Raw genomic sequence first — 13,813 nt, 5'->3', positions numbered from 1 at the left:
CAGCGGATCCGACCGCTGCGCCGCGGACTTGCCGTGGCGACATGGCTGCGCCAGCTCGGCTCGACGGCCAATGGATCGGTAGCGTTCGGTCATGGCGAGAGTGGATCCTGCAGTGCTCGAGATGCCCGCTGAGGCTGGGCCCGGCACGATGCCGTACTTCTCATACATCGACACTTGGCTGCGGGCTGAGATCGACGGCCTCACCGACGCCCAGCTCGACCTCGACGACCAGTCGCCCGAGCGGGAATTGATGTGGTGGTCGATCCGCCGCCAGGTCTCCCACATCGCCTGGGTGTCGCTGATCTTCTCAAAGCGCCGCTGCGGCACCCTGCTGTGGCCGCACGGCAACATCCCCGAGCCGATCGTGTGGTCCGAGCACCACCAAGGCCCCAAGAACAAGCACAACCTGCGCCTCGACCCCGAGCTGTTCTGGGACGTGCCCGACCTATTCGACAAGCTGGACCTCGGCCTGAGCTGGATGCGCTGCGTCGTGGCGTCGCATCCCATCGAGACGTTCCGCGAGATGGTCGAGTCGCGTCACAGCACCCACTTCTGGGACGATGCCATCACTGTCCTTCCCCGCGGCGCCTGGCACGATCCCGACGACGAGCGACGTGTGGTGAACACGCTGGAATGCGCGATCTGGATGCTCTTCTACGAGATGTCCTCCCACATCCGCTCGATCCAGCGGATCAAGGAGATCCAGGGGCTGTCGGCCGCCGTCGAGCTGACACGATTCGGGTACCTGCGGCTCCCCCACTACTGGGGCGAGACCGAAGCGCCCGCACCCAGCATCACCCAGCTCTAGCCCCGCGCCGACATCACCCGATCCTTGAGCCGTCGACAATGACCGAGTGAGCCGCATGGCAGCGCCCAAGATCATCTTCGACTGCGACCCGGGTCACGACGACGCCGTGGCGATACTGCTGGCGGCGCAGCACTGCGAGGTGCTGGCCATCACCACCGTGTCGGGGAACGCGCCGCTGGCGCTGACCACCCAGAACGCCCTGCTGATGTGCGAACTTGCCGAGCTGGACATACCCGTCCACGCGGGCGCGGATCGGCCGCTGCTGGTGCGGGCCGCCCATGCGCCGCGTGCCCACGGGGCGACGGGCCTCGACGGCCCGCCGAGGCCCGAGGTTCACCGCAGCGAGGCCAGCAACGACGCCGTCGGCTGCATCATCGAGACGGTCCGGGGGCACGACGACGTGTGGCTCGTGCCGGTGGGGCCGCTCACCAACGTCGCGCTCGCGTTCCGCCAGGCCCCCGACATCGTCGAACGCATCGCAGGCGTCTCGCTCATGGGGGGAGCAGTGGGGCCGGGCAACGTCACGCCCACGGCCGAGTTCAACATCTGGGCCGACCCCCACGCGGCCCAGATCGTGTTCACCGCTGGGGCGCCGGTCGTGCGCATGGCGGGGCTGAATCTCACACGCCAGCTCTGCGTGGGCGCCACCGAGTCCGCGGCGCTGCGGGCCCACGGCGGCACAGTGCCCGCGTTCGTGGCAGAGCTCTTCGACTTCTACCTGGCCGGCTACCGCCGGCGAACCGGTGTAGCGGCTGCGCCGATGCACGACCCCTGCGCTGTTCTGGCAGTCACGCGGCCTGACCTGTTCGCCTTCACAGCCCGCCATGTCGACGTGGAAACTGACGGCACACTCACCCGGGGCATGACCGTCGCCGACGAGCGGCCCGGCACGGACGCCTCCCCCAACTGCGAGGTTGCCGTACGCATCGACGCCAGCCCGGCACTGGAGTTGATCGTCGAAGCCGTCTGCAGCTACCGCTAGCGGCACCCCAACAGCTCCGCCCTCGCGCAGTCGCACCAGCTCGTGCCGCTCTCGTCCGCTCCGCTCGCGGGCCGCTCGGGCCACGGCTACGCCTACCGGCGCAGCCTCTGGGTACCGTTGCCGCTGTGCCGACCGACAGCACACCGAACATCCCGGCGTTCCGGCTGAGCCAGTACAGCCACGGTGCCGGCTGAGCGTGCAAGCTCGGCCCGTCCGAGCTGGCGCAGGTCTTGCGCCACCTGACTCCCCCATCGCACCCGGATCTGCTCGTCGGCAACGACACCAGCGACGATGCCGCCGTGTGGCGACTCGGCGGCGGCCAGCTGCTGGTCAGCTCCACCGATTTCTTCGCCCCGATCGTGGACGACGCACGCACGTGGGGCCGCATCGCTGCGGCCAACGCTGCCAGCGACATCTACGCCATGGGCGCCCGCCCGCTGTTCGCGCTGAACGTGGCCGCTTGGCCCCGCGAGGTGCTGCCGCTGGACCTGCTGGGCGAGGTGCTGGCAGGCGGTGCCGACGCCGCCGCTGAGGGCGGCTGGGTGGTGGCGGGCGGCCACACCATCGACGGCCCCGAACCGATCTACGGCATGGCGGTGACGGGACTCAGCACCCCCGGCGGCACCGCCATGGCAGCGAGCGGAACACCAGCCGCTCACGGCACCGGCCTGCTCACCAATGCAGGCGGGCAGGCGGGCCATGCCCTCGTACTGTCCAAGCCGCTGGGCACCGGCCTGCTCGCAACAGCGCTGAAGCGCTCCGATCCCGAAGCGATCGCGCGAGGCGGAGCGCTGTGGGGGGCCTATGAGGCCGGCGTGGCCGAGATGTCCAGACTCAACGATGCGGCTGCCGCAGCGGCAACCAGGGCAGAAGCGACAGCGGCCACCGATGTCACCGGCTTCGGCCTGCTGGGACACCTCGCAGAGCTCGCCGCGGCCAGCAGGGTGGATGCCGTGGTGGATGCCGGCGCCGTGCCGCTGCTGCCCGATGTGGTCGGGCTCGCGACCGGCGGCTTTGTACCCGGAGGCACCGGGCGCAACCTCGACCACCTCGCCGAGCGCCTCGACGGCGCCGACGAGCTCACCCGTACCGTGCTCGGCGATCCTCAGACATCTGGCGGCCTGCTGTTCAGCCTCGATCCCCGACGCGCCGACGACGCCGTGCGCGAACTGCGCGACAGCGGGCACAACGCTGCGGTGATCGGCGAGCTCACTGCCAGCAGCGGCAGTGCCGGACTCATCTCGATCCGTGGCAGTGTCAGCCCCGCCGGCCAGTAAGAGGCTGAGCCGAATGGCGAAACCGTGGCCCGAGCGGCCCGTGAGCCCAGATCCAATGAGAACTGGGAAAAACAGCGGGCAGCAAGAGGTGACGCAATGGAACGTGCCGCCCATCCGCGCACGTTCTCGGCCTCGCTGCGAGGTGGCCTGCGCACAAACTCGTGCACCGGAGTGGGCATGACTCGGCGAGGAGTGTTTCCCGGGTCGTTCAACCCGCCGACCACCGCTCACTTGGCCATCAGCGACGCCGTGCGCGTCCAGCATCACCTTGATGTGCTCGTGTGGTCGGTGAGCCGCGTGGCGCTCGCCAAGGAGGACGTGCAGCGCCCACGGCTGGCAGACCGGATCGCCGTCCTCGGTGACGTCGCTGCCCCGATCGACTGGCTCGAGATTGCCGTCACCGACGTGCAGCTGCTGTCGGAGATCGCCGCCGGGTTCGACGTGATTGTGATGGGCGCCGACAAGTGGCACCAGATACACGACCCGGTCTTCTACGACAATGATCCGGCACGCCGCGACGCGTCCATCGCAGCGCTGCCCACCGTCGCCATCGCCGCCCGCCCGCCGCACGACTGCCCGCCCGAACTGGTGCTCGACGTGCCGGACTGGGTAGGCACCGTGTCGAGCACCAAAGCCCGCACCACCGACCCGGCCCTGATGGCACCCGCGGCGGCCAGCTTCGACGCACGCACCGGCGCCTGGACCGACCCGAAACGCTATGACGCCTGGCTGCGGGGCTAGCAAGACGACTGGGGAGCACCATGGACGAGATTCTCGATATCAACTTGCTGGCCTTCGAGCACGGTTCGCCGACTCAGCGCAGGGCGGTCACCGAAGGGGTCATGGCCAGCCTGCGCACCGGTTTCGTCTACACAGCCCACGATCTGTCGGGCGGGCTGCTCAACGACGCCTATGACGTGCTGGGCAAGTTCTTCGCACTCGAGCCCGACACCAAGGCGCGCTACGTCGACGCGGAGTCGTTCGGCGCTCGCGGCTACACCGGTCCCCTCACCGAGACCGCCGCCATCTCTGACCTTCCCGACTGGAAGGAGATGTTCAACTGGAGCGACCTGCCTCCCGCAGGCCACCCGCTCACCGTCACCTACGGCCGCTGGTACCGGCCGTCGATCTTTCCCGATGATGAGATCAGCGGCGCCGCCGAGATCCTCGCCGAGTTCCACCGGCGGCTGGTGGACCTGCAGCGGCGCTTCCTGCGGGTGATCGCCGAGGGCATCGGCGCCCATGAGACGTACTTCGACAGGATGACCACGTTCGGCACGCATCTGTCCCGGGCGATCCATTACCCACCGATGTCTCATGCGCCCGCCGGCGGGGCCGAGGGCCACATCTGGGCCGACGAGCACGCCGACATCAATCTCATCACCGCATTGCCGCGGGCCACCGAGCGGGGCCTGCAAGTGCAGATCGACGGCGAGTGGGTCGACGCATCCCCGCCCGACGACCACGTCATCATCAACTCGGGGATCATGCTTGAGCACGTCACCAACGGCCTGATCGGCGCCGGCTGGCACCGCGTCAAGGCCGACGCCGCGCAGCGCGGCAGCCGCCTCAGCGTGGTGCAGTTCTGCCACCCCCGACCGTCCACCATTCTCACGCCCGCGCCGTCCACCGTCGGCCCGGATCGCCCGTGCCGCTACGAAGCCGTCTCCGCCGAAGACCGCCTCGAAGAAGTGATCTGGGAAATCAACCTCATCCCCGACGCCCGCCGTATCGACTGAACGAGCACCTCCGGCTACAGCTCGAGCAGGGCGTTCTCGATGACTTCGGTAAGGGCCGGGTGTATGTAGAACTGGTCGTGGGCCATCTGGTCGACGGTCTGGCCGAACGCCATGCCCCCGATGAGCTGCTGGATCAGCGTGGAGGCTTGGGGCCCGATGATGTGGGCGCCGAGCAGCTCGCGGGTCTCGGCGTGCGCGATCAGCTTGGCGAAGCTGGTGCTGTCCTCCATGGCCCAGCCGTAGGCGGTGTGGCCGAAGGGCTTGTTGGCCACCGTGATCGGCAGGCCCGCAGCGCGGGCATCGCGCTCGGTGAGACCCACCGAGGCGACCTGGGGGTGAGAAAACACCGCATGGGGCACGAGGTCTTCGCGGACCGTGTGCATCGGGCCGTCTGCTTGGCCCTCGGCCACCAGCAGGTTGTGGCGCAGGGCCCGTACCTGCGCGTTGGCGAGGTGCTTGAGCTGGATCTTGCTCGACAGGTCGCCGAACGCCCACACGCCCGGCGCGGAGGTGCGGAAGAACTCGTCGGTCAGCACTCGGCCGTCCTCGTCGGCGACACCTCCGAGATCGAGCGCGAGCTGATCGCCGTTGGGAACGCGGCCCGTGGCCACGAGCAGCACATCGGCACTCACCGATTCGGCAACGCCGCCGCGCGTGAATTCCACCGTGTAGGAGTTGCCTTGAGCGCTCGGCGTACCGTCGGCGGCATACAGGAATTCACCGGCTGCGCCTCCGCCTCGGACTGCGCCGCCGGTCGCAGCTCCGCCGCGCACTGAACTGCCGGTCGCAGCTCCGCCGCGCACTGAACTGCCGGTCGCAGCTCCGCCGCGCACTGAACTCACCGCTGCGCCGAGGCGCAGATCGAAATGGCGCTGCGCCGCCGCAGTGAAGGCCCGTGAGATGTCGTCGTCCTCGGCCCGCAGCAGCCGCTCGCCGCGGTTGACCACCGTGACCTTTGTCCCCAGCGCGGAGAACACGTAGCCCAGCTCGCAGGCGATGTACCCGCCGCCGAGCACGATCATCGACTCCGGCAGCGAGTCGAGCCGCATCACGGTGTCGGACGTATGCACCGGCACTGTGCCCAAGCCCCGGTACGGCGGCAGGAACGCACGAGCGCCCGCACCGAGCACGACATGGCGCCCCGACACCGACTCGGTGCTGCCGTCGTGCATCCGCACCACCAGGCGCCGGTCGCTCACAAAGCGGGCGTCCCCTTCGAACACCGTGATGTTGGAGCAGTCACTGCCCAGGCGGTAATCGCGCCCGCCGCTCGCAATCGGATCGATGCGGCCGAACACGCGGTCTCGGATGGCGGGCCAGTCGGCGCCGTCGTAGGTGGCAGCGATGCCGTAGTCGCCCGCCGTCGCAATGGTGTCGGCGACGTCGGCGGCATATACGAACATCTTCGATGGGATGCAGCCCACGTTCAGGCAGGTGCCGCCGAATGTGCCGCGCTCGACGATTGCGATCGACCAGTCGTCGAAGGGGGGACCCGGGATGGAATTTGCCGAACCGGTGCCGACGATGACCAAGTCGAAATCTGACATGTGCGCAGTCAATCAGCGGCGGGCGTCGACAGAGCCGGCCCTACACCAGCGCCTGGTAGACGAGCGCCTTCAGCTCAGGCCGGATCGGGTGGACGCTCGAAGGCAGCAGCTGGGTGAGAAACACCAGCGTGATGTCCTCGGCCGGATCCACCCAGAACGCCGTCGAGGCGGCGCCGCCCCAGGCGAACTCGCCCTTGCTGGAGACGACCTTCGCCTTGGCCGGGTCGAGCACCACCGAGAAGCCCAGCCCGAAACCGACGCCGTCGAAGGCCGCCTCGGAGAACAGCGCACGACCGCACTCGGTCAGGTCGGCGCCGCCGGGCAGGTGATTGCTGGCCATGAACTCGAGGGTGCGCCGGCCGATGATGCGGGCACCGTCGAGCTCGCCGCCGTTGCGCAGCATCTGGGTGAATCGGTGGTAGTCGCCCATGGTCGAGACCAGCCCTCCGCCGCCGGAGAGGATCTTGGGTGGTCCCAGGTACGCCGAGGTGCGCGGGTCGTCCATCAGTGAGCGCGCCAGGCCCGGATCGTCGGGGCGATACGCCGGCATCGAGGGCCCCGTGTTGCCCGCAGCCGCGCGGGCCGCCAGCGTGGCGGTCGTGTAGTTGGCCGCGAAGCGCTCGACGTCGGCGGGCGGCACCTCAAAGCCCGTATCGACCATGCCCAGCGGCCCCGTCACATGCTCGAGGAGGTAGTCGTCGAGCGACTGCCCCGAGACCAGCTCGACGATTCGCCCCAGGACGTCGGTGGAGTAGCTGTAGTTCCACTCGGTACCCGGGTCGAAAAGCAGCGGGAGCGACGCGAGCGCCTCGCAAGTCTCCTCCAGGTTGCCCGGCGCCCCCCAGTTGAAGCCGTTCGCCCGGTACAGGGCGTCGACCTCGTTGGCGAAGTGGAAGTCGTACGTCAGGCCCGATGTGTGGGTCAACAGAGCGTGGATGGTGACTTCGCTCGCCGGCTCTCGGGTCTGGTACTGCATCACGTTGCCACCGGTGAACACGCGTGCATTCGCGAAGGCCGGGATCCAGCGCGAGATCGGATCGGTGAGCTGGAACAAGCCCTGCTCGTAGAGCTGCATGGCAGCGACCGACACGATGGGCTTGGTCATCGAATAGATGCGATAGATCGTGTCGGACGTGACTGGCAGCGACCGCTCGCAGTCGCGCTCGCCGTAGCGGTGTGCATACGCGATCTGGCCGCCACGCGTCAGCAGCACCGACACCCCCGGAAGGCGGCCGTCGTCGACATAGCGATTCAGGTGCGTTGCGATGCGCTCCAGCCGGCCGGCATCGAACCCCGCTTCGGCCGGTTCGACTTCCGCCTCAATCGATCCCATCGCTGCCTCCGGAGCTGTCGTGGTGCAACTGCGCAGGCTACGGCGCGGGTGCCCTTCGGTCGCGCCGGTACAGCTCTGCGGGCCGTTCCACGATCGCTCGCCTGCCCGCCACCGCATCCAACCTTGCGGCGGCGCCCGAATCGACTGCCAGAGACAGATTCCAAAACTACATAGAAACTATAGGAAACTAAGTGAAAATAACTTTCTTGACAGCAAACATCCAATCGCTACTAGAGTGCCGCTGACCCGTCGGACGCTTGGCCGTGCACGTAGGGCCTCCGGCATCGAGTGAAGCAGCGAAAGGTGAAGCGCCTGTGATGACCACGCATGAGTTCTGTTTGTTTGTCGATGGCGCCGACTTATCCGTTGCATCAACGGTCAAGCGACTGAAGCGCGCCGGCTACTCCCATGCCGCGGGCGCCCCAAGCGCCGGCGTCCAGGCGCTCGTGTTCTCGTGTCGAGCGACGCTTTTGGCAGATGCGGTGTGCGCTGCTGTCACGGCCGCCGAACGCATTCCCGAGCTGTTCGTTGCCCGGAACACCCTCAGCGGGGCGGTTGCGGTGTTCGACCCAGAATCGTTGCAACCGACGACGGCCTGCATGGTCGCTGAGCCAACCGGTCTCGCCGGCGCCCCGCAGGAGTGGGCTGATCGCCGCAGCGCTGAGCCAGAGCGCGCCGACACCTGGCGCTCGATCAGCCGATCCATCCGGTAGGCGCTGCGCGCTCCTAGAGTCTCGCGGTGTGGATGTCGGCGGCTGGCGATATGGCTGACGAGCAGGTGCTCTCGCGACTGCTGATCGTTCGCCATGGCGAGTCCGTCGCTATGGCCGAAGGAATCGTCGGCGGACCCAAGGGCTGCCGAGGTCTCACCGAGCTGGGTCGTGCCCAGGCTGCAGCCCTGCGTGACAGATTCGCCGCCGGACGTGAACCCGAGGTACAGGTCGTGTACTCCTCGCCGCTGCCTCGGGCCCGCGAGACAACCGAGATCGTGCTGCCGGCGCTCGGTCCCGACGGCGAGCGCGGCCGTCTTGAGATTCAGCTTCACGACGATCTTGAGGAGATGCGCCTGGGTCCCGCCGATGGCATGACGTGGGAGGCAGCGCGAGAGCACTTCGGGTTCATCCAACCCATGGACCAGCCGTACACACCGGTGCTCGAGGGCGCAGAGAGCCGTGCGGGGTTCCGTCACCGGGTTGCGCAAGCACTCAACGACATCGCCGCAGCTCACCCTGGCAAGACAGTCTTCATGGGCTGCCATGGCGGCATCTCCTCGGCCGCGATGGCCATGGCATTTGGCATCGCGCCCAGTCAGCGCGGCGTCGGCGTGGTCACCGCGGTGACCGCCATCACCGAGCTGGAATTGCTCGAGTGGAACGGGCGTCGCCTCTGGCAGGTGCGGCGTTTCAATGACGCTGCGCATCTCGCAGCAGTCGAGGCCGTCTGAGCACGGCGACGCAAGCACAGATCTGCGCAGCCTCTAAGTTGGCCCGTGGTTACAAAGCTTCGGGATACTGGAGGACCACATGCTGGTCGAACGAATTGAAGCGAAGTGGATTGACGCTTTCTCGTCGGTCTTTGAGATGTGCGGAGTCGAACCCCCGCAGACCGCAGCAATCCTGTCGGAGAGCCAGAGCAGGGCCGTCAACGTCAATCTCGCCGAGCTGGCGTTGGATCGCCTCGGCACGCCGCCGATTCACGTCGTCGTGCCCACGCCGCGCCAATCCGCCCCAGTACCGGTGCGCTCGACGGGCGCGTCCGACGCGATTGCCGGCTCGACGGCGGTGATCGCCGCCCTCGGGGCCGTCGACTTTGTCGTCGACTGCACCGTGGAGGGGATGCTGCACGCGTCGGAACTCCCGAAGATCCTGGGCGAGGGCACCCGCATCCTCATGGTCTCCAACGAGCACCCTGAGGCCCTCGAGCGGCTGCGGCCGACGCCAGAACTCGAACCGAAGGTGAAGGTTGGCATCAAGAAGCTGATCGCGGCCTCCGAGATGCGCGTGACGTCCGCGGCGGGCACCGACCTGTTCGTCGACGTGGGCGGGGCGCCGTGCGGCGGCGGCTGGGGCTACACGGCTCGGCCCGGCACCATCAGCCACTGGCCGGGCGGGCTCTGCTTGGCGTTCCCCAAAGCGGGCACGGTGAACGGCACCATCGTGATGGACCGCGGCGACATGAACCTCACGTTCAAGCGCTACATCGAGTCGCCGGTCACGCTGCACATCGACGACGACTACGTCGTCAACGTCGAAGGCGACGGCACCGACGCCGCCCTGTTCCGCAGCTACAGCGACGCCTGGGGCGACCGGGAGGCCTACGCGACCAGCCACGTGGGCTGGGGCATGAACCCCGGCGCCCGGTGGGACACGATGTCGCTGTACGACCGCAGCCAGACCAACGGCACCGAGCAGCGGGCCTTCGCTGGCAACTTCCTGTATTCGACCGGTGCCAACGAGCACGCCGGCCGTCACACGCTGGGGCACTTCGATCTGCCCATGCGCAGCCACAGCGTCTTCCTCGACGGCGAGGCAGTGGTGATCGAGGGCGTGCTGCAGGGCGAGTTGGCCTGAGCCCATCTGCCAGCAGATCGACGAATGTGCCAACGCAGCACAGCACCGTGAACAAACCTGCCCCGCTGGCAGCCGGCACCGACCTCGCGGCTCGCATCGAGCGTTGGGCCGACCACCGCCCCGACGCAGTAGCCGTGGCCTTCGAGGGAGTCGAGCACTCCTACCGCTCCTTCGCCGACCAGATTGCAGCGACGGCCGGTTGGCTGGCCGACCAGGGCGTCGGCGAGGGCGACAGGGTGGCGTGGCTCGGCCCGAACCGGCCCGCTGCGCTGCGGCTGATGCTGGGATGTTCGTGGCTGGGCGCCATCTACCTGCCACTGAACTCTCGCTTGACACCGCCCGAGCACCGCTGGATCCTCGACCACGCTGAACCCGCCCTGCTGGCGGTCGACTCGACGTTCGCCGAACATGGCGCGGCCATCGGCGCACCGTGCGAGCGGCGGGTGGTGCCCGACGAACCCGACGGCTTCGCGGCTGCGGGCACCACGCCTGCGCGCCGGGGCACGCCCGACCATCCCGTGCTGCTGGCCTATACCTCGGGCACCACCGGGCACCCCAAAGGCGCCTTGCTGGACCAGGCGGCGATGGCAGCGAATGCGGTCAACTCGACCCATGCGCACGACCTCACCAGCGAGGACCGGGTGCTCACCACCATCCCGCTGTTCCACGTCGGCGGGCTGAACATCCAGACGCTGCCCGCTGTGCTGGGAGGGGCCGCGGTGCTCATCGAGAGGGCGTTCGATGCCGAGCAGTTCCTCGACGACGTCGAGCAGTGGCAACCGACATGGACGGTGCTGGTGCCAGCTGCCCTGACCGCCGTCGCCGCGCACCCGCGTTTCGCCAGCGCGGACCTCGGCTCGCTGCGCGGCATCATGACGGGATCCTCTCCCGTGCCGATGGCCGCCACCGAACCCTTCTTCGACCGGGGCGTGCCGGTGGGGCAGATCTACGGATCCACCGAGACGGCGCCAATCGCCGTACACCTGCGCTGCGACGAGGCGGCCGCCCATCGGGGTTCATGCGGCAAGCCCTCGACGATGTGCGAGGTGCGCATCGTCACCGATGCCGGGGCCGACGCCGCTGCGGGCGAGCGCGGCGAGCTGTGGGTACGCGGGCCGAGCGTTCTGCGGGAATACTGGCGCGATGGCGGGGCCACGGCCGAAGTGCTGGTCGAGGGATGGTTTCGCACCGGCGACGTGGGCCACGCCGACGACGAGGGCTGGATCTTCATCGACGACCGCCGCAAGGACATGATCATCTCGGGGGGCGAGAACATCTATCCCGCGGAACTCGAAGAGGTGCTTGCCCGCAGCGACCTGGTATCGGAAGCAACCGTCGTTGGCGTGCCCGACGATCGTTGGGGCGAGGTACCAGTCATCGTGGCGGTGCCCAGCACCGAGATCGCAGCCGCCGCGCTGCTGAGTCTGTTCGACGGGCGGCTTGCACGCTTCAAGCATCCCAAGGCAGTGTTCTGGACCGATCAGCTCCCCCGAACAGCGCTCGGCAAGGTCCGCAAGCACGAGGTGCGGGCAATGCTCAGCAAGAATGAGGGTGTCCGTCATGCCCGATGATGTCGCATTCATCGGGCTCGGCGTGATGGGTTATCCGATGGCCGGGCACCTCGCCGCCGCAGGACACCGGGTCACGGTGTTCAACCGCACGACGAGCGTTGCGCAGCGATGGGTTGCTGAATACGCCGGCGAGCTCGCTGACACGCCAGCGCGAGCCGCCGCCGGCGCGGAGATCGTATTCATATGCGTCGGTGCCGACGACGATGTACGGGCCGTGGTCTACGGCGACGACGGGGCTTTGTCGACCATGAGCGACATGTCGATCCTGGTCGACCACACGACCGCCTCGGCCGACCTCGCACGCGAGCTCGCAGGGGCATGTGCCCGCCAGCGAGTCGGATTCATCGACGCGCCCGTATCGGGCGGCGAGGCGGGCGCTCAGAACGGCGTCTTGACGGTCATGTGCGGCGGCGCTGCGGAACACTTCGAACGGGCCCGGCCGGTTATTGACGCCTATGCGCGGGCGGTCACCCTGATCGGCGCCGCAGGCTCGGGCCAGCTCACCAAGATGGTGAACCAGATCTGCATCTCCGGGCTCGTCCAGGCACTGTCGGAGGGTCTCGAGTTCGGCCGGCGAGCCGGCCTCGATCTCGACGCCGTGCTCGAGACCATCTCCCAGGGCGCTGCGGGGTCGTGGCAGATGTCCAACCGCGGGACCACGATGATTGCCGACGAGTTCGAGTTCGGCTTCGCGGTGGACTGGATGCGCAAGGACCTCGGCATCGTGATGGCCGAAGCGCAGCGCAACGGCGCTCCCCTGCCAGTCACCGCGCTCGTCGACCAGTTCTACAAGCGCGTCCAGGAACTCGGCGGCGGCCGCTGGGACACCTCCAGCCTCATCGCATTGCTGCGCCCGCCGCAGGAACGCTGAGCACGCGGCAAGTACCGTGCGGGCTCGTGACACACAGCGACCGCATCTTGATGGGGCCGGGGCCCTCCAACCCCTATCCCGAGGTGATGGCGGCGTTCACCCGCCCCGTCCTCGGCCACCTCGACCCTGAGTTCATCGCTCTGCTCGACGAGACCAACGAGCGGCTGCGGACCGTGTGGCAGACCCAGAACCTGCTGACGTTCCCGGTCAGCGCCACCGGCTCGGCGGGCATGGAAGCGGCCTTCTGCAATTTCGTCGAGCCTGGCGATGCGGTGGTCATCGGCGTCAACGGTGTCTTCGGCACCCGCATGTGCGACGTGGCTGCACGCTGTGGCGCCGAGGTGGTGGCCGTGAACACCGACTGGGGCCGCGCCATCGATCCGCAACGTCTCATCGAGGCCCACCCGTCGCCGAAGATCATCGCGGTGGTCCACGCAGAAACGTCCACTGGCGTACGAAACGACATCGCACCGCTGGGCGAAGCGAAGGGCGATGCGCTCCTGCTCGCCGACTGCGTCACATCGCTGGGCGGCATCGAAGTCGACATCGACGGCTGGGGCGTCGACATCGCCTACAGCGGCACGCAGAAATGCCTCGGAGTGCCGCCCGGCCTGGCACCGCTCACCGTGAGTGAGCGTGCGCTGTCCTCGCTGGTCAAGCGACCCCAGAGCTGGTACCTGGACTTGAACATGATCCGGGCGTACGTCGTCGGCGAAGGCGCCCGCGCCTACCACCACACCGCGCCGATCTCGATGCTCTATGGCCTGCATGCCGGCCTCGGCGCCGTGCTCGACGAGGGACTGGACAACGCCTGGGCGCGCCACCAGGCCTGCGGCGACGAACTGCATGCGCGCCTGCCCGAGCTGGGCTTCGAGCTGTGGGCCCAGGAGGGTCACCGTCTGCCCGAACTCACCACCGTCACGCTGCCCGCGGGATTCGACGATGCCGCGGGGCGGCGCACTCTGCTCGAGCGCTACGGCATCGAGGTGGGAGGCGGGCTCGGCCCCGTCGCCGGCAAAGTGTGGCGCATCGGCTGCATGGGCCATACCGCCCGGATGCGCAACGTCAGGATGCTGCTGGGTGCGCTCGAGGAACTTGTCCAGAGCTGAATCACC

General features: G+C 68.1%; 13 protein-coding genes. 11 read left to right on the top strand and 2 right to left on the bottom strand.

Features of this window, described 5'->3' with window-relative positions; all coding sequences use genetic code 11:
- The first annotated feature begins 91 nt into the window (after window positions 1-91).
- The 5 genes from ACOOF5_RS12860 (at window position 92) to ACOOF5_RS12840 (ending at window position 4,806) form a co-directional block, all read left to right on the top strand.
- Window positions 92-808, top strand: coding sequence for a hypothetical protein (locus ACOOF5_RS12860; protein WP_420439743.1), 717 nt, complete (start codon window positions 92-94; stop codon window positions 806-808).
- 55 nt (window positions 809-863) lie between these two features.
- Window positions 864-1,790 carry a nucleoside hydrolase gene (locus ACOOF5_RS12855; protein WP_420440989.1) on the top strand — a complete coding sequence of 309 codons (927 nt, stop codon included), beginning with the start codon at window positions 864-866 and terminating at the stop codon, window positions 1,788-1,790.
- Window positions 1,791-1,939: 149 nt separating this feature from the next.
- Window positions 1,940-3,067, top strand: coding sequence for a selenide, water dikinase SelD (gene selD / locus ACOOF5_RS12850; protein WP_420440987.1), 1,128 nt, complete (start codon window positions 1,940-1,942; stop codon window positions 3,065-3,067).
- Window positions 3,068-3,163: 96 nt separating this feature from the next.
- Window positions 3,164-3,808 (top strand): hypothetical protein, encoded by a 645-nt coding sequence (locus ACOOF5_RS12845; RefSeq protein WP_420439741.1) that lies wholly within the window; start codon window positions 3,164-3,166, stop codon window positions 3,806-3,808.
- Between the two features lie 20 nt (window positions 3,809-3,828).
- Window positions 3,829-4,806, top strand: coding sequence for an isopenicillin N synthase family dioxygenase (locus tag ACOOF5_RS12840; protein ID WP_420439739.1), 978 nt, complete (start codon window positions 3,829-3,831; stop codon window positions 4,804-4,806).
- Between the two features lie 14 nt (window positions 4,807-4,820).
- Here ACOOF5_RS12840 and ACOOF5_RS12835 read toward each other — a convergent pair whose 3' ends face one another.
- Both ACOOF5_RS12835 and ACOOF5_RS12830 read right to left on the bottom strand, forming a co-directional pair.
- Complete coding sequence (locus ACOOF5_RS12835) at window positions 4,821-6,353, bottom strand: FAD-dependent oxidoreductase (RefSeq protein WP_420439737.1); 1,533 nt, start codon at window positions 6,351-6,353, stop codon at window positions 4,821-4,823.
- Between the two features lie 40 nt (window positions 6,354-6,393).
- On the bottom strand, window positions 6,394-7,686 hold the full coding sequence (locus ACOOF5_RS12830; protein WP_420439735.1) for a serine hydrolase domain-containing protein: 1,293 nt from the start codon (window positions 7,684-7,686) through the stop codon (window positions 6,394-6,396).
- A gap of 317 nt (window positions 7,687-8,003) precedes the next feature.
- On the opposite strand from ACOOF5_RS12830, the gene ACOOF5_RS12825 reads away from it, so the two are divergent.
- From ACOOF5_RS12825 to ACOOF5_RS12800, 6 genes are all read left to right on the top strand, one after another.
- The gene (locus ACOOF5_RS12825; protein WP_420439733.1) at window positions 8,004-8,399 is read left to right on the top strand and encodes a hypothetical protein; all 396 of its coding nucleotides are present in this window, start codon (window positions 8,004-8,006) and stop codon (window positions 8,397-8,399) included.
- 50 nt (window positions 8,400-8,449) lie between these two features.
- Window positions 8,450-9,130 (top strand): histidine phosphatase family protein, encoded by a 681-nt coding sequence (locus ACOOF5_RS12820; protein WP_420439731.1) that lies wholly within the window; start codon window positions 8,450-8,452, stop codon window positions 9,128-9,130.
- Between the two features lie 79 nt (window positions 9,131-9,209).
- Complete coding sequence (locus ACOOF5_RS12815) at window positions 9,210-10,256, top strand: peptidase M29 (RefSeq protein ID WP_420439729.1); 1,047 nt, start codon at window positions 9,210-9,212, stop codon at window positions 10,254-10,256.
- Between the two features lie 47 nt (window positions 10,257-10,303).
- A complete protein-coding gene (locus tag ACOOF5_RS12810; protein WP_420439727.1) occupies window positions 10,304-11,827 on the top strand; it encodes a class I adenylate-forming enzyme family protein in 1,524 nt (507 codons plus the stop codon).
- The gene (locus tag ACOOF5_RS12805) at window positions 11,817-12,698 is read left to right on the top strand and encodes an NAD(P)-dependent oxidoreductase (protein ID WP_420439725.1); all 882 of its coding nucleotides are present in this window, start codon (window positions 11,817-11,819) and stop codon (window positions 12,696-12,698) included. Before ACOOF5_RS12810 ends, ACOOF5_RS12805 begins: the two co-directional genes overlap by 11 nt.
- Before the next feature lie 50 nt (window positions 12,699-12,748).
- Complete coding sequence (locus tag ACOOF5_RS12800; protein WP_420440985.1) at window positions 12,749-13,807, top strand: pyridoxal-phosphate-dependent aminotransferase family protein; 1,059 nt, start codon at window positions 12,749-12,751, stop codon at window positions 13,805-13,807.
- Window positions 13,808-13,813 lie beyond the last annotated feature (6 nt).

This window comes from Candidatus Poriferisodalis sp. (genome assembly GCF_965214215.1).
GTDB lineage: Bacteria > Actinomycetota > Acidimicrobiia > Acidimicrobiales > Poriferisodalaceae > Poriferisodalis.
The sequence above is the reverse complement of the archived record's forward strand: the minus strand, read 5'-3'. Positions and strand labels throughout refer to the sequence as shown.